Annotated in this window: 17 protein-coding genes; 2 read left to right on the top strand and 15 right to left on the bottom strand. The window is 45.7% G+C overall.

What is annotated here, in order from left to right; all coding sequences use genetic code 11:
* Positions 1–23: 23 nt before the first annotated feature.
* The 13 genes from LZG73_RS06095 to LZG73_RS06035 all read right to left on the bottom strand — a co-directional run bounded on the left by LZG73_RS06095 (position 24) and on the right by LZG73_RS06035 (position 12,476).
* Positions 24–965 (bottom strand): L-histidine N(alpha)-methyltransferase, encoded by a 942-nt coding sequence (locus LZG73_RS06095; RefSeq protein WP_233846898.1) that lies wholly within the window; start codon positions 963–965, stop codon positions 24–26.
* An 18-nt stretch (positions 966–983) separates the two neighbouring features.
* Complete coding sequence (gene egtB / locus LZG73_RS06090) at positions 984–2,150, bottom strand: ergothioneine biosynthesis protein EgtB (RefSeq protein ID WP_233846897.1); 1,167 nt, start codon at positions 2,148–2,150, stop codon at positions 984–986.
* Positions 2,122–3,699 carry an ABC transporter permease/substrate-binding protein gene (locus LZG73_RS06085; RefSeq protein ID WP_233846896.1) on the bottom strand — a complete coding sequence of 526 codons (1,578 nt, stop codon included), beginning with the start codon at positions 3,697–3,699 and terminating at the stop codon, positions 2,122–2,124. Before LZG73_RS06085 ends, egtB begins: the two co-directional genes overlap by 29 nt.
* Positions 3,699–4,676, bottom strand: a complete 978-nt coding sequence (locus tag LZG73_RS06080) for an ABC transporter ATP-binding protein (RefSeq protein ID WP_310588375.1) — start codon at positions 4,674–4,676, stop codon at positions 3,699–3,701. Before LZG73_RS06080 ends, LZG73_RS06085 begins: the two co-directional genes overlap by 1 nt.
* Positions 4,677–4,705: 29 nt before the next feature.
* Positions 4,706–6,088 carry a mercuric reductase gene (locus LZG73_RS06075; protein ID WP_233846895.1) on the bottom strand — a complete coding sequence of 461 codons (1,383 nt, stop codon included), beginning with the start codon at positions 6,086–6,088 and terminating at the stop codon, positions 4,706–4,708.
* Positions 6,089–6,189: 101 nt separating this feature from the next.
* The gene (locus LZG73_RS06070) at positions 6,190–7,116 is read right to left on the bottom strand and encodes a bifunctional riboflavin kinase/FAD synthetase (RefSeq protein WP_233846894.1); all 927 of its coding nucleotides are present in this window, start codon (positions 7,114–7,116) and stop codon (positions 6,190–6,192) included.
* A complete protein-coding gene (gene truB, locus LZG73_RS06065) occupies positions 7,113–7,814 on the bottom strand; it encodes a tRNA pseudouridine(55) synthase TruB (RefSeq protein WP_233846893.1) in 702 nt (233 codons plus the stop codon). Before truB ends, LZG73_RS06070 begins: the two co-directional genes overlap by 4 nt.
* Positions 7,815–7,841: 27 nt before the next feature.
* Positions 7,842–8,621, bottom strand: a complete 780-nt coding sequence (locus LZG73_RS06060; RefSeq protein WP_233846892.1) for an undecaprenyl-diphosphate phosphatase — start codon at positions 8,619–8,621, stop codon at positions 7,842–7,844.
* Entirely contained in the window at positions 8,618–8,833 is a 216-nt protein-coding gene (locus tag LZG73_RS06055) for a DUF3098 domain-containing protein (protein WP_233846891.1), read from the bottom strand. The genes LZG73_RS06060 and LZG73_RS06055 overlap by 4 nt, the downstream gene beginning before the upstream one ends.
* A gap of 52 nt (positions 8,834–8,885) precedes the next feature.
* Positions 8,886–9,764: an ABC transporter permease gene (locus LZG73_RS06050; RefSeq protein ID WP_233846890.1), complete on the bottom strand. Its 879-nt coding sequence runs from the start codon at positions 9,762–9,764 to the stop codon at positions 8,886–8,888.
* 130 nt (positions 9,765–9,894) lie between these two features.
* Positions 9,895–10,491 carry a bifunctional nuclease family protein gene (locus tag LZG73_RS06045; protein WP_233846889.1) on the bottom strand — a complete coding sequence of 199 codons (597 nt, stop codon included), beginning with the start codon at positions 10,489–10,491 and terminating at the stop codon, positions 9,895–9,897.
* Positions 10,492–10,730: 239 nt separating this feature from the next.
* Positions 10,731–11,702 carry an electron transfer flavoprotein subunit alpha/FixB family protein gene (locus LZG73_RS06040; RefSeq protein WP_233846888.1) on the bottom strand — a complete coding sequence of 324 codons (972 nt, stop codon included), beginning with the start codon at positions 11,700–11,702 and terminating at the stop codon, positions 10,731–10,733.
* 36 nt (positions 11,703–11,738) lie between these two features.
* Complete coding sequence (locus tag LZG73_RS06035) at positions 11,739–12,476, bottom strand: electron transfer flavoprotein subunit beta/FixA family protein (RefSeq protein ID WP_233846887.1); 738 nt, start codon at positions 12,474–12,476, stop codon at positions 11,739–11,741.
* Between the two features lie 96 nt (positions 12,477–12,572).
* On the opposite strand from LZG73_RS06035, the gene LZG73_RS06030 reads away from it, so the two are divergent.
* Together LZG73_RS06030 and LZG73_RS06025 are read left to right on the top strand one after the other, a co-directional pair.
* Positions 12,573–12,899, top strand: coding sequence for a tetratricopeptide repeat protein (locus LZG73_RS06030; protein WP_233846886.1), 327 nt, complete (start codon positions 12,573–12,575; stop codon positions 12,897–12,899).
* 168 nt (positions 12,900–13,067) lie between these two features.
* Positions 13,068–13,424, top strand: coding sequence for a hypothetical protein (locus LZG73_RS06025; RefSeq protein WP_026632110.1), 357 nt, complete (start codon positions 13,068–13,070; stop codon positions 13,422–13,424).
* A 42-nt stretch (positions 13,425–13,466) separates the two neighbouring features.
* Here the strand turns inward: LZG73_RS06025 and LZG73_RS06020 are convergent, their stop codons facing one another.
* Positions 13,467–14,786 carry a Gfo/Idh/MocA family protein gene (locus LZG73_RS06020; RefSeq protein WP_233846885.1) on the bottom strand — a complete coding sequence of 440 codons (1,320 nt, stop codon included), beginning with the start codon at positions 14,784–14,786 and terminating at the stop codon, positions 13,467–13,469.
* A gap of 15 nt (positions 14,787–14,801) precedes the next feature.
* On the bottom strand, positions 14,802–16,100 hold the full coding sequence (locus LZG73_RS06015) for an acetylxylan esterase (protein WP_233846884.1): 1,299 nt from the start codon (positions 16,098–16,100) through the stop codon (positions 14,802–14,804).
* Positions 16,101–16,205 lie beyond the last annotated feature (105 nt).

Below are 16,205 nucleotides of genomic sequence, written 5' to 3'. Positions count from 1 at the left end.
GCTAGAAACTCCTGGCCAGTTGCTCACTTCACCCAAAGACTATCCGTAAAATAATGCTTGCAATCCAGGAAGTGTTCTAGAAGTTTGAAGCCGTTTTTGGTGGCGGCGGCTTCGATTTCTTTTAACGTATATTTTCTGGATAACTCGGTGCGGATGAGCTCGTTTTGCTCGAAATCATAGCATTTGTCGATGAGTTGTAAATGTATTTTTTGTTTTGCCAAACTGACCAGATAACTTCTTACTTCACCGTTTGTTGGGTTGTAGTACGAATAAAAATCGAATTGGTTGGTTTGAATGTTGCCACCCAGTTCTCGATTTATCCGGTGTAACAGATTCATATTGAATGCCTTGGTGATTCCGGCAGGATCGTCGTAAGCATAACGGATCGTCGATGGATTTTTTTGTAAATCGAACCCGGTCAGCAATTTATCGCCTGGCTTCATGCTTTTTTGAAAGCTTGTAAGCAGCGCATCGACTTCATCCTTTTCATAATTTCCAATGTTGCCGCCAAGGAAGAGAAACAAGCTAGCCTCCTTTGCAGCGGACAACGCCTCAATCATGGAAAAGTAATTGCCGATCATTGGCTTGATCTTCAATGAAGGCAAATGTTCGAGCATATTGGCTTCTAGTTCTTCAATTGCCCTTTTGGAAATATCGATCGGAACATATGAAAAGTCAACGTCTTTGTCAACAAGCTGTTTCAAAAGCTGACGGGTCTTAATTCCATCGCCCGCGCCGAATTCTACAATGTTGAATGGTTCATTGAAATTCAGCCTCGCAATAATCTGCGCACTTTGCATTGAGAGAATCTCAAATTCACACGCAGTCGGGTAATATTCAGGCATTTTCATAATATCCTGAAAAATCCCGCTGCCTATGTCATCGTAAAAATATTTGGAAGAAATGTGCTTAAATGGTGCGGAAAGACCTGAATGTATATCTTTTGCAAATGTATTTTCAGACATAATTTTAAATAAATGCAGTTACTTGACAAGGCGGATGCCCGTGTATTGCCAGCGTTCGTGTGCGTGAAAAAAGTTACGATACGTATTCCGACTGTGATTGGGTGAAGTGCCAACGGAGGCTCCGCGAAGCACCATTTGGTTGATCATAAACTTTCCATTATACTCACCAACCGCTCCCGGCGCCTTTGAAAATCCCGGATAAGGCAAATATGAACTGTTCGTCCATTCCCAGCGCTTGCCCCAGTCCAGCTGTTCAGACGCAATCTCCCATTCGAATTCGGTTGGCAAACGCATGCCTTTCCATTGTGCAAAGGCCGATGCTTCGTAAAAGCTAATGTGGCTTAAAATGGCATTCGGATTGACTTTCTGTAATCCTCCCAGTGTAAAATAGTGCCATTCGCCTCCTATTTTGTGCCAATACATGGGCGAGGCAATGTCATTTTCATTGACCCAAGACCAGCCTTCATCAAGCCACAAATTGAAATCCTGATAACCGCCAGCTTCTATGAATGCCATGAAATCTGCATTCGTGACAAGTGATTTTGAAATTTCGAAGTTGTGTAAATAAACTTTATGACGACCCAGTTCATTGTCAAAACTAAACCCTTCACCATTGAACCCAACCTCATAAACGCCTTCGCTGACGGCCAGAAAGCCAGCGTCCTGATTTTCATCATTGACGAGATTGTAGCCGGATTGATAAACGGGAAAAAGGGGATTATGACCAAGAATGTATTTAATGTCCGTCACCAGCAATTCCTGATGCTGCTGCTCGTGGTGCAAGCCGAGCTCAACAAGTGCCAGTGCCGTCGGATCAGTCAGCGACTCCAATAATTCTTCCATGCAGCGATCTACATGTTGCCGGTAGGCATACACATTTTTGGTGGTGGGCCGTGTAACATTTCCCCTGTCGGTCCGCAATGTGCGTTCGCCGACATTGTTGTAATAGCTGTTGAACAAATAATTATAATCGGTGTCAAAGACTTTGTAATCGGGAAGGAATGGTTTTAGAATAAATGTTTCAAAAAACCATGTTGAATGCGCCAGATGCCACTTTGGGGGACTTACAAACGGCACGGGTTGAGGCACATAATCTTCGGTTTCGAGCGGTTCACATATCTTTTCAGAGTAACTTCTTACGGTGTTATATGTGTCGCTAAGGGTGGTGGTTGTCAGTGGATACATAATCTTTCAAATCTGTAATAGAACGTATATTCAATGATTGTGCCTGCTCTTTTCGCATCATTAAGGCATAAGCATTATTAAAGCCAATGGGTTTGAGCCATTCAAGATCATACTGCTTTGCAAAGCCATTTTTTACAAACTGAAAAACCTTTTCACGGCTTCCAGCGAGCTTTATTAATTCGTTTCTGGAAGGTTTCAGGATGACGAGCAGACCAGTGCCCGTGTATTCGGGATACATGTCGATTTCATTATTGGTTAATGCATCAAAACATATCTTGGTTCCACCCAAACCCGTTTTTGTGTCAACCTTTAAGTCTGTATTCCCTTCGATGAGCGCTTTGTAAATATTGATGAGAATGTACTGCTCGGCAAAGATTTTAGAGCCAAGCCGGATGGTCCCTTTGTTGCCGTTTCTTGGTTTTTTGTATAGATTTTGTGTTTTTACAAAATCATAAGCGACTTTTTCAGGGACTTGCTTTAAATAATCAACCCGATAATTAAGCTCAGTCATAATGGAGTCATTGATCTTGCCCGCAAGCAGGTTCAGCGCCTGTTCAAGCTCGGGATATTTGGCCAAAACATCCTTTCTAACCAATGGGGAGGCGTAATAGGGTGGGAAAATTTGCTTGTCATCTTCCAATGTCACGAGGTCATATGCCTTCAATCGACCATCCGTACTGTATCCGCTGATAACGTCGATCTTCTTTTCGAAAGCCGCTTTGTACATCACCGCGTCACTGATGACGACAGTTGGCATATTGAGTTTGTATTTGGATTTCAGGCCCAAATAACCATCTTCGCGTCCCATAAATTCGGGCGTAAAACCGCCTAGCATTTTGGCACCGGCATAAGGAAAAACGTAAAATGACGAACACAGCAGAAGCAAGCCCGGCAGCAGGACTGTGACTTTTCGCATTTTCCGCACATTGGCATTTTGAACCAATGAAAGCAAAAAGTCCAGAATGATCGCTAACAGAGCTGCCGGAATGGCGCCTGCAAGAATCATGTTGGCGTTGTTCAGTGCGATGCCTCCAAAAATGAACTCCCCCAAACCGCCCGCTGCAATGTAAGCCGCCAGCGTCGCGACGCCAACATTGATTACGGTTGCTGTTCGAATGCCAGCCAAAATCACAGGCATGGCGAGCGGAAGCTCAACATTAAAAAGCACTTGCCATGGACTCATTCCCATTCCCCTCGCCGATTCAGTCACCGCAGCATTCACGCCGCGAATGCCCGTATAAGTGTTTCTGATAATGGGGAGCAGAGCATATAAAAATAATGCAGTTATGGCAGGAAGCGCGCCAATGCCGAGCAATGGAATCATGAAACCAAGCAATGCAATGCTAGGAATGGTCTGCAAAATGCCTGCAATGCCAAGCACAAACCATGCGGCTTTCTTGCGTTGCGCAATCCAAATTCCCAACGGCAATCCAACGAGCACGGCGGCCAGCAACGAAATGCAGGTTAAGCCAATGTGCGCGAGCGTCTGGCTCAAAAGCTTGTCGGATTGTTGCGCCATAAAAGCCCATAAACTTTGCTGTTCTTCCATCAGATTCGCTCTTTTATGGTTTTATAGCCATCCTGAATCGCGGTCATTGTGAAAACTTTTCGCTCATTCAAATCCTTGTCATGAATCAGCAAGGCGTCATTTTTGGCCGCTGACAGCAGTTGCATCCCGTCCCACAACGTAATATTTGACTTAATTATCAAAGCAGAATTAATTGTGTCTTCCGCTTCCCAGTTGTCATTTGTTTCCAATGTTTCCCAAATATCACTGAATGTCAATGCACTCATTTCCAGGAAGAAGCGCTGGTTATCGAAGAATGTTTTGGTAAAATCATTCGCCGGCCGCAGCACCAGATCCTTTGCAGTGCCCGCCTGGACGATTTTGCCCTTATCCATCAAACAAATGTGATCGCCAAGCTCGAAAGCTTCCTGCACATCGTGCGTGACAAGGACGATGGTCTTGCTTTTCAACTCCGGCAATTCCAGAAATTCCTTGCGGACGCCTGCCCGCGTGATGGGGTCCAAGGCGCCAAAAGGTTCGTCCATAAGCAGCACGGGCGGATCTGAAATAAGCGCACGGGCAATGGTGACGCGCTGTTGCTGTCCGCCGCTGAGTTCGTCAGGATATTTGTGACCGAATGCCGACAACGGCAATTTCAACTGATCGAGCAATTCTTGGGCCCTTTTGCGGGTTCTGGCCTTGTCCCAACCCAGCAACCTAGGCACGACGGCGACATTCTCCTCGACCGTGTAATGCGGAAACAAGCCATTATTTTGGGAAACGTAGCCGATTGTACGTCTTAAAACTTCGGGTTTTTGGTCAAAGATATTTTTTCCATCAATGGAAATTGAACCGGACGATGCTTCAATGAGGCGATTAAGCATTTTGAGCGTCGTTGTTTTTCCGCATCCGCTCGTGCCCAGCAAAACCATCGTCTCGCCTTCTTTTACGGTAAAAGAAATGTTGTCAACTGCCTTTATATCATTAAAAACTTTGCTGATTTGTTCGGCAATGATCATGAGTTTGTTTTGGCAAACTGTGAGAAGGACTATTTATCAAGGGTCATAAACAGGTTGTTAAGCGATTCTGCGTAGGTCGGGTGGGCAAAAACGCCATCTTTAATGCGGTCGTAAGTGACATTGCCCATCATGGCCATTTGCAAAATCGTGACAATTTCACCGCCTTGTTCGGCCAGCACAGCGGCTCCCAGGATCTGTTTGGTTTTGGCATCGATCACTGCCTTCATCATGCCTCGCGTGTCGCCGGTTTCAATCGCCCGGGCAACGCTATCATTCTTGATTGTTGCGACTATAACGTCCAATCCCTGCTCGCGCGCTTCCTGCTCTGTCATGCCAACGCGCCCCAGCTGCGGATCAATGAACATGCAATAGGGGACAAGCCTGTCTTTAATCGACGCATTGCCGTGATTGATGACATTCTCGCTAATGATCCGGAAATCGTCATAGGAAATGTGTGTGAAAGCCGGGCCTCCTTTCACATCACCCAATGCGTAAATGTCGGCCGCGGTCGTTTCCAGCTTGTCATTGACTTTAATGTAACCCTTTTCATCTGTTTCTACGCCGGCTTTTTCAAGCGCAAGTTCTTTCGTTTGCGGCCTCCTGCCTGTTGCAACGAGGATATGGGAACATGAAAGCTGGGTTTGCTTTCCGTCTGTCTCGGTCGTAACATTGATTTGATCGCCGTTTTTGGAAACTGAAACCGCTTTTGTTTTTGTCAAAATTTCAATTTGCTCTTCCTTTAAAACCTTCATCACTTCTTGGGCAATGTCTGCATCCTCTTTTTTAAGAATGCGCTCGGATGGTTCCAAAATAGTCACTTTACTGCCGAACCGTCTAAACATCTGACCAAATTCCAATCCAATGTAACCACTTCCAAGCACGAGTAAATGTTCCGGAATGCTTTCCAGTTCCAGGATTGTCGTGGAAGTTAAATATTCGACATTTTCAATGTTTTCAATTTTTGGTATCGATGGTTTTTCCCCTGTGTTAATGAAAAATTTGTCAGCAGTTAAAACGGCCGAGCCGCCATTGTTCATCGTTACGGTGATTTCCTTTTCACCTGAAAATGTGGCTGTTCCGTAATGCAAATCCAGATTTTTCGTTCCCTTGATTCCTTTTTCAGACCCGTTTCGCATCCGGTGCACAATGTCGTCTTTGCGCTTCATAATCGCCGAGAAATCGACATAGAATTGATCGGTTATGACGCCCAGACTTTTACTGTGATACATTGACCAAGCCGCTTTTGCCGACGCGATCATGGCTTTGGTAGGGGAGCAGCCGTCGTTAACGCAAGTCCCGCCAACCCAACGCCGCTCAATAAGTGCCGTTTTCAGCCCGGACTCAGCCAGTTTTTTCGAAAGGGGCGTTCCAGCCTGACCTGAACCGATTACAATCGCGTCGTAATGTTGCATACAGAGGAATTGAGATTACTTGATTTTATAAATGTAGACAAAACGTATAACAATAAAAGCGTGCCGTTAAGACACGCTTTCGACGTAAGGTTAGGCTGGTTTTATAGAAAGTAATGCTGCGAATTCTGCTTGTCAATGTTAATCTGCTGCACGAGCATATCCAAATTGTCAAATTTCTGTTCGGGGCGGAGATAATGCAGCAGTTCCAGTTTCAGATCCTCACCGTAAATTTCCTGATTGAAATCAAACAAATGCGCTTCGATTGTGCGCATGGTCCCGTCGACGGTTGGACGCACGCCAATGTTCAGCATTCCCTTAAATGTCAGGTCGTTATGTGTCGCATTGATTATATAAACGCCATTCATAGGAATCAGTTTATAGGATTCGTGCAAATGCAGATTGGCGGTTGGGAAACCAATGGTTCGGCCCAGTTGCTTGCCCTTTACCACAGTGCCGGACAATGAATAAGCTCGGCCAAGCAATTCATTTGCTTCACTTATGTGTCCGGTAATCAGCGACTTACGGATTCGTGAAGAGCTGATCGCCATGTTTTCAATGTCTTCGCGCGGAATTTCCTCCACTTCAAATCCATAGGAAGAGCAGTTTTCCTGTAAGAACTCAAAGCTGCCTTCACGATTTCTGCCGAAACGGTGGTCATAACCAATCACCAGTTTTTTCGTCCCAATCCGCTCAACCAAGATCTGCTGGATAAATTCATGCGAGGAAAGCTCAGAAAATGCACGTGTAAACGGAACAATAGCCAGGTGTTGAATGCCAAGCTGGGAGAACAGTTCAATCTTTTCGTCAATCGTGGAAAGCAATTGCAGCGATTGGCTGTCATCTGAAACAACGGTCCGTGGATGTGGCCAGAATGTTAGCACAACCGTCTCACCGCCAGATTGTTCACTGATTTCCCGGAGCCGGGAAAGGATTTTTTTATGTCCAAGATGGACACCGTCAAAAGTGCCACTTGTTACGACGCCGTATTCCAGTTTTTCAAAGGAATCGAGGCTGTGATAAATATTCATTCGTCCGCTTCTAACTTCAATGCTACTCTTTTTTGATGAATGAAATCGGTCAGATTCCATGCATTTTTTAATTCAAATTCGCCGATCCTGGTTCTGCAAAGCGCGCTCATGTAAGCTCCGCTGCCCGCCAGTTGACCAAAATCGCGAACCATGCTGCGAATATACGTTCCTTTTGAACAAATGATCCGAAAATCAATTGCCGGGAAGTGTTTTGCGTTGATTTCGAAAAGGGAAATTTCGACACTGCGCTTTTTGATCTCGACTTCTTCTCCGCGCCGCGCTTTTTTGTAAAGTCGCTCGCCGTCAACACGTAAGGCAGAATAAATCGGGGGAGTTTGCAAGATGCTTCCGGTCAAAGCCACTCGGGCTTTTTCAAGGATTTCAGGCGTGATGTGCGTGGTTGGAAATTCCGCATCGAACGCTGTTTCCAGATCAATGGAGGGCGTTGTTTTACCCAAAATCAATGTGCCCGTGTATTCTTTTTCCTGTGCCTGATAAGAGTCGATCTGCTTGGTTTTTTTGCCGGTGCAGAGGATCAGCAATCCTGTTGCAAGCGGGTCCAGAGTGCCTGCGTGGCCGATTTTCTTGAATTTACAAGCCCTTTTCAGCTTGTTGGCCACGTCAAATGATGTCCAGGTCAAGGGCTTGTCGATAAGTATGACTTCGCCTTCGTCCGGTATGTTATCTTCGTTATTCAAATTGCGGATGCGTATTAAATGAAGCGCTTAGACAATGTCCAGCTTGTAACCTGAGGCGAGCAATCCCAAAAGGATCAAGCCCAGAATGATCCGGTAATAACCGAAAACCTTGAAGCCATATTTGGTCAAAAAGCTGATAAAGAACTTGATAGCAAGCATGGCAACAACGAATGCAACCAGATTTCCTATCAAAAGCACTTTAATGTCTTCCGCCTGGATTGTATCATAGGTTTTCAGCAGCTTGTAACCGCCTGCCGCAGCCATGGTGGGAACAGCCAGAAAGAAACTAAACTCAGCTGCCTGCTTGCGGGAAAGTCCCTGCAACATGCCGCCGATAATGGTTGAAGCAGATCTTGAAACGCCCGGAATCATTGCTATGCATTGAAAAAAGCCGATTTTAAGCGCGTCGAAATAGGAAATTTCTCTCTCGCGCGTGTTATCATTCGCGATGCGATCAATGAAGATCAGGATAATGCCACCGACCAAAAGGGAGACGGCAACCACAACCACGTTCTCAAGCATTGCATCAATGAAATCATTCAACACAAAACCGATCACGGCAGCGGGAAGAAATGCAACAAATAACTTGAAATAGAAGTCTGCGGTTTGGAAAAAGCGTTTCCAGTAGAGCACCAGAACGGACAATATCGCACCAAACTGAATGTTAACCGTAAACATTTTGGTAAACTCCAAATGACTGATCCCCATAAACGAGGAAGCGATAATCATGTGGCCGGTAGAAGAAACGGGCAAAAACTCTGTAATCCCTTCAACAATTGCTAAAATAATGGCTTGCCAAATGCTCATGAATTTTTGGGTTTACGTAAAATTGCCCAAAATTCAATGATGAAGCCCGCAATCGTAATCAGCGGCCCAAGCGTAAGCCCGAGAAATCCGAAACCGAATTCGCTGCTGTCGAAGGTCATGATCAGAAAGCCAGCCAAAATGACTGCTATGCCAATCAACATCGTCGTATAATTCGATGTCGAAAATGGGAGTTCGTTTTTTGCGTTACTCATTGTTTTAAGATTTTGCTGTTTTTAATAAAGTCAGTGAATCAGGCTGAAAAGCTTAGTATAAGTCATCCAGCGCCATTCTCAAATAGCGCGCGAGTGATTGATAGGTGCTCGAAATGCCAATCAGGACGCCAAGTGTAAGCACAGCAACCACCAGCAAAATGATCTTATCGTATTCCTGTAACATTGCAAGGCCTTCCACATTGCGCACAGCCAATTGTTGCAAAACAATCAGCAACACAGCTGCGAGAATTCCGCCGATCAAACCCTGCACTGCGCCACGCACTACATAGGGACGCTGAATAAATCCGTTCGTCGCGCCTACAAGCTGCATGCTGCGGATCAGGAAACGTTGTGAATAAATCGCGAGTTTAATGGTGTTATTTACAAGTAAGACAATGATAATGAGCATGATCAATGCAAAGCTTGCCAGGACTACGTAAATTTTGGTGACATTTTTATTGATGTTGTCAGCCAGGTCTTCCTGGTAAACCACTTCATAAACGCCCTTTATTTTTTCAAGGTCTTTTTTGATGAGCTGCAACTTGGCTTCTTCGAAATAGTCTTCTTGGATTTTGACGCGATAACTGTCACGAAGAGGATTTTCACCCAAAAAAGCAGCGAAATCTTCTTTTGTTCCTTCAATAAATTCTTTGGCAGCCTCTTCTTTGGAAACGAATGTGATGGGTGTAACTTCGGTGGAAACCAGCACGTAAGGTTTCGCTTTGATAACGCTCAATATGGAGTCCCGGCCGGCCGTTGTTTCCTCTTTGTCTACAAAAACCCTGACTTCAATGTTCTGGCGGATAATGGAAACCAGTTTTTTGGATTGGATCACCAGCAGCCCGCAAAAACCGATCAAAAATAATGCAGCCGTGAGGCTCATCACAATCATTGCATTGGGGTAACTTCCAATCTTCTTTTTCTTAGGCATAATTGCGTAAAGTTTCGCTCAGCAGTTGTCCAGTTTGGTAAGTGAACAGTGGCAAAAATAAGAATTATAATGTCAATAGGCTCAAAACGGCGCGATCCTTAACTATTTTTAACTAACAAATTGTCGTTAATCAATTCCTGCGACCCATTTCGTCACGGATGCTGGCGGCCTTTTCATAATCTTCTTTGGCAAGCGCATCGTCCAGCATGCGTTGCAACTCGTCAAAAGACAGGTCACGCATCTGATCTTTTCCGGTTCCCGAAGGTTTCAATGTTTCTTTTACGGCATCATCGTCGTCATCTTCATCCTCGGTAAGGGAGCTCGACACAATTCCAGCTTCGGAAAGAATGGCCTCGTAAGTGAAGATCGGGATGTCAAAACGCAATCCTATGGCAATTGCGTCGGAGGGGCGCGCATCGATTTCCACTTCTCTTAAACTGTCCGTGCAAACGATTTTGGCATAAAAAATCCCTTCTTTGAGATCAGAAATGACGATTTCCTTTAATGTATAATTCATTCCGTCCGCGAATGATTTGAACAAATCATGCGTCATGGGGCGGTTTGGAACTATGTTTTCAATTTGAACAGCAATGGCCTGTGCCTCGAACACACCAATGATAATAGGCAGGCGGCGATTGCCTAACTCTTCTCCAAGAACCAGTGCGAAGGAGCCGGCTTGGGATTGGCTTGGGGACAGCCCGAGAATTTCTAACTTTATTTTTTTCACGTTAAAACTAAAAGCGCAGGTTTGATTAACAGTTGTGGTGAGTATTTTATCAATTTCTGATCGAAGTTGCAAAAATAATTAACCCGTGCTGCATAAAAAAATGCGCCACGGGTTAAGAAGAGTCTCATTGACAGTTCAATGAAAATAATAGCAGTTAATTATCTGATTTTAAGCAATGTTTTTAATTGAACCTGGCAGCATTTATTCGAATTAATTTCAATGCCGCATAAATCTGGCACTTAAAGCTTTTTTGCCGCTTCCGTTAGTTTTGGCAATATTTCAAACACATCGCCTACAATTCCATAGTCAGCGGACTTGAAAAATGGCGCCTCGGGATCCTTATTGATGACGACAATGCATTTGGAACCATTCACACCAGCGAGGTGCTGAATCGCGCCTGAAATTCCGCAGGCAATGTAAAGATTGGGGGCAACTTTAATTCCTGTTTGGCCAATGTGTTCATGATGCGGCCGCCAATCCAAGTCAGAAACGGGCTTGGAACAGCCTGTGGCCGCACCCAGCGCCTTGGCCAGATCCAAAAGTGGCTGCCAGTTTTCCGGCCCTTTCATGCCGCGTCCGCCCGAAACAATGACTTGTGCCTCGGTAAGCGATAATTCCAAATTCGCTTTTTCAACACTGATCACCGAAGCCTGGAAGTCGTTTTCGCGCAATTGCGGCGCAAATGGCTCAACGGTTGCTTGGGCAGAAGCCACGTCGTTTTCATCAATTTCAATGACATTCTTTTTGATAACCAGGATCTTCACATCCGATTTCACTTCGGTCGTAGCGAATGCTTTTCCTGTAAAAATGCCTCTCTTAACCTTGAATGTTGCGTCAATTTCTGGCAATGCTGTGACACCGGAAACAATGCCGGCTTTAAGCTTCGCAGCCGCACGAGCAGCCATTGCATCGCCCAGACCCGATTTTGACAAAATAATCACCTTGCTATTTTCCTGAGTCACGGCTTGTGAAAGCGCATCCGCATAGGCAAGGCTGTTTTCATGCGTGAGCTTTTCGTCGGCTGCGTGCAGCACTTTGGTGGCTCCGTAATTTCCAGCCTTTTGAAGCGCTATTTCGTCTGCTTGCCCCAGGGCAAGAACCACAACGGGGCCGCCGGTTTTTTCTGCAACTTTCGCGCCGTAAGCAACCGCTTCCAGCGATGTTTTTTTGATTGAACCGTTATCCAGTTCTACATATATAAGGACTGACATGATCGTTTTCGATTTAAAATACTGAAATGAACAAGCTTAGAGCACTTTTGCCTCCGTTTGCAAAAGACGAATCAATGTTTCCGCCTGATCTGCCGGGATCATTTTGCATGCACCTTTTGGCGCTGGTAAAAAATATTTTTCAGGAGAAGTCATATTTTCAACGTCCACAGCCTTAACAACTTGCAGCAGTTTAGTTCTTGCTGTCATTATGCCACGCATGTTGGGGATTTTCCACTCAGCAATGGGTTCCTGGCAGCCCAGCACGAGTGGGAGCGGGGCTCTCAGCACTTCTTTTCCACCATCAATTTCCCTACTGATGGTTGCAAAACCGCCTTCAATATCCAACTTCATTACGGGAGAATAAGAGGCAATGCCGAGCATTTCACCAACCAGTCCGTGAACAACGCCGCTGTTATAATCAATCGATTCGCGACCCATTAAAATCAGGTCGTAACTGTTCTGTTTGGCAATATTGGCGATCTGCACCGCCACGAAATATGAGTCCAAAGGATCTGCATTCACACGGATTGCATCATCGGCTCCGATGGCGAGTGCCTTGCGGATCTGCGGATCAGCGTCCGCTTCACCCACGTGCAACACGGTCAGCGAACCGCCCGATTGTTCCTTCAATTCGACGCCCCGGGCAAGCGCGTAATCATCGTATGGGCCAATAATGTATTGAACGCCGGTTTTATTAAGTCTGGTGTCGTTATCCGTAAATGTTATCTTAGCGGTTGTATCGGGCACATTGGATATACAAACGAGTATTTTCATGAGCTTTTCGTTAACTGATTTTTCTATGTATGGAAATATCTTTGTCCGGGCAAATTAAGGGAAATCTTAAATAGTATGCAAGCATAATAATATACAATGAACACCGCTTTACTCACGAGTCTGCTGGGCTTTTATCACGACGATCCTAACGATCCTTTCAATGTTTACGCGCTCGCAATTGAATACAGCAAATCGGACGCTGCCCAAGCCGAACGATTTTTCGATATCCTGTTGACAGAACACCCGGATTACCTGCCAACCTACTATCATGCTGGTGCATTTTTTGCTAATGCCGAAAAAATTGAGAAGGCTGAGGAAATTTATCGCAAAGGCGTGGCGCTGGCGATGTTACAGAAAAACACCAAGGCGCATCAGGAGCTGCAAAGGGCGTTTAACAGCTTTTTGGACGAACTGGACGACTAATCGGATGGAGGAAAGATTTGCTCATTCGGGTAAAAACCTGTAACTTGCATGATTAGTAAGAATACTACATTCAAGACTGCTTTCGGTAAAACACTTCCTCTCAGTTTAGTTTGATTTTTATGAAGTTCCCTGATCGACGGGATTAAGAAAAATTATTCATTTAATATTATGGAAAAGGAATTATTTATTCCACTTGTGGTAAAGTGGGCACAGGCGCATGGGTTTAAGGATATCCAAGCCAATATGGAAGGATTTGAAACACCGAAGTCCTACGAACGGGCCGCCGACAATGCCAAATTTACCCCGGATGTTACTGGCGTAAATATGTTCAACAGACACTATCTTGAAGTGTCAATGAAAACAGATCAGCTTCGTGGAAGCATTTCTAAATGGAAGTTGCTGAGCGAGCTTGCAGGCATGAAAGGCGCCAAATTATACCTGATGGCACCAAGAGGTCATGTCCGTTTCACACGCGAAATTATAGATCAATACAACATTCCAGCGGAAGTTGTTAAGATCGACTAAAATGATCAGGGATTGTTAGTGATAACAATCCCTGCTTTATTTTCAGACCTGCGGATATTTCCACTCTCCCCGATATTCCCTGCTCAGCAACTTATTTGCTTCCGGATCTCCCTCAATCGTTTCCTTTTCCCCATCCCAGACAATGCTTCTGCCAAGCTTGTAGGAAAGCATCCCGAGCAGTGCAACATTCGTTGAACGCTGTCCAACTTCTATTTCACAAATGGGAGGCTTGTTTGTTTTAATCGACTCAATAAAGTTTGCCCAAAGCTGTGCAATGTTCTGATCATCAGGCTTATTCAGTTGCGCATCCTGGTGAATGATTGGCTTCTTTGGATCTGTCGGATAAAATGTCCAGCCGTCGAGCCAGCCCATGTGAAATGTGCCTTCTGTTCCGTAAAAGTAAACGCCTACTGCTTGCTGCGGATGCGTTTTTTCGGCATTGTTAGCCGCAAAGTTGCGGTGTTCCCATTCCAATGTGAAACCGTCAAAATCAAAAACCGCAACCTGATGGTCCGGCGCATCGGTATTATCCTGCCGGATGGCCCGCCCGCCAGTCGAGTAGATTTTTCTCGGATATTTTTGTTCCGACCACCAAAGCACCTGATCCAGCCAATGGATTCCCCAGTCGCCTAATGTTCCGTTTGCGAAGTTCAGATAATTACGAAATCCGCGTGGATGCATTGTCTTGTTGTAAGGCAAAAGCTGTGCAGGGCCACAGTAAAAGTCCCAATCCAACCCCTGCGGCGGCTCAGAATCAGGCGTTTTTTGACCCGGCCCGCCGCCATAATGTACGAATGCCCGTGCCATGCCGATTTTGCCAGCTTTACCCGATTTTAGAAATTCCATCCCGGACACATTATGCGGAGAAACGCGCCTGTGCGTTCCCACCTGGACGATTTTGCCGTGCTTGCGTGTCGCATTCACCATCGCGCGACCTTCTTTAATTGTATGTGAAATTGGTTTTTCAACATACACGTGTGCGCCCGATTCAATGGCCGCAATGCAGCAGAGCGCATGCCAGTGGTCAGGCGTCGCGACGATTACAACTTCCGGTTTTTCCTTTGCCAAAAGCTCGCGGTAATCCTTGTAAAGCTTAGGCTTGTCCGGCGTCAGTTTGGAAACTTCCGCAGCGCACGCTTTGAGCTGATTTTCATCCACATCGCACAGTGCAACAAGCTTGTTTTCACCCGATTGAATAGCACAGCGCAGAATGTTCGTTCCCCACCAGCCTGCGCCAATGAGGGCGGTCCGGTAAGGAGCTGCGCGACTAACGGCGCTCAAAAGTGGCAATGGTGAGAAGGCCGCACTGGATAGTGCGGCGCCTGCAAGCGCAGACTTCTCGATAAAGGTTCTCCGATCCATGTTAAGGGGTTTAAACTATTTCTTTGTAAGTTTTTCGATGAGCCAGTTGTTCATGACATCCTTTTCTTCCTGATAAGTCCAGTGGCCTGTGTCCAGGAAAAGTTTAAGTTCCTTCGGTGCGCTTGTGACATTATACGACGCATACATAGAAGTCGGCGGGCAGGTTTCGTCATTGAATCCCCAAATGTATAATCCCGGCACTTTCACGCGTCTCGCAAAATTGACCACATCATAATAAGCAACCGTGTTAACCTTTTCCTTTGTGTTGTTTCCCTTGATTCCGTTTTTATCAAAGTAATGTGGCCAGCCGCCTGCGCGTCCGTGCAAATAACCCGTCACATCGCTTAACGCCGGATAAAACGCGCCCAGCCATTTCACGCGCGGGTCAAGTCCGGCTGTGATGATGGACAACGCGCCGCCCTGGCTTCCGCCTGTTACGGCGAGGTTTGTGCCGTCATATTGTGGCAGGCTGGTCAGGAAATCATTGGCGCGGACGCAGCCCAGGTAAACTTTTTTGTAATAAAACTTATCGCGGTCGTCCAGATTGTAAGATGGATAACCATTCAAAAGTCCGAGTCCCATATCCGTATAAACCGACGGGTCCATGATAACAGGAATGCCGTGAATCCCAATTTCCAGCGTGATAATGTCTTTTTCGGCCGTTACAACATCGCCGTAATAAGCTCTTACACCAGCACCCGGGACGCGAAGCAATGCGGGATATTTTCCTTCTTTTTTCGGAATGCTCAAAATGCCGTAGACGCGGACGCCCTTTTTGTGATTCTGTAAATTGAGATGATATACATTCACCTTTTCCGTGCAGCGTTCGGGAAGCAATGTCATTTTAGCATCCATAGGAACCGCAGCCAGTTCTTCTTTGGCGCTCGCCCAGAACGTGTCGAAATCTTGCGGATTGCTTACGGTCGGCTCAATTTTCAACGGGTCAAATCCTGCTGTCGCGATGCCGCGATATTCTATGCCATCAACGGTGACCCAGGCAAGGCAGCGCAAAAAGCCTGGTGTTTTGAGCGTTCCGCCATCGATGGTGAGCTTGCCATCTGCTGCTATTTTGGTTTGTTGAATGGTTGGATCTAATTTTTCAAGGCCGATTTCATAACGCACGGACGCATTTTTTACCAAATTTCCATTGCGCATCACTGTTATCAAAAACTGCACTTTGTCGCCCGTTTTGTAAGTCCAGTCGTCGCGGTCAGTCGTTACGACGACCTCAACGGGCCGCCGGGCAGGCTGGGCGAGCGCGGTGATGATGGAAAGCAAGAAAAGGAATGCAATTGGTAAAAAACGATTTTTCATGAGTGAACTGATTTCTTCTTTTGATTTGAATAAATGAAGCTTAGGTGACAAAAGAGACATTGAGCCTGAATCTTTAATAAAAGCAGCATAAATTTTGTGATTTGC

Origin of the sequence: Dyadobacter sp. CY326 (genome assembly GCF_021390515.1) — a bacterium.
Taxonomy (GTDB): domain Bacteria; phylum Bacteroidota; class Bacteroidia; order Cytophagales; family Spirosomataceae; genus Dyadobacter.
The sequence above is the reverse complement of the archived record's forward strand: the minus strand, read 5'-3'. Positions and strand labels throughout refer to the sequence as shown.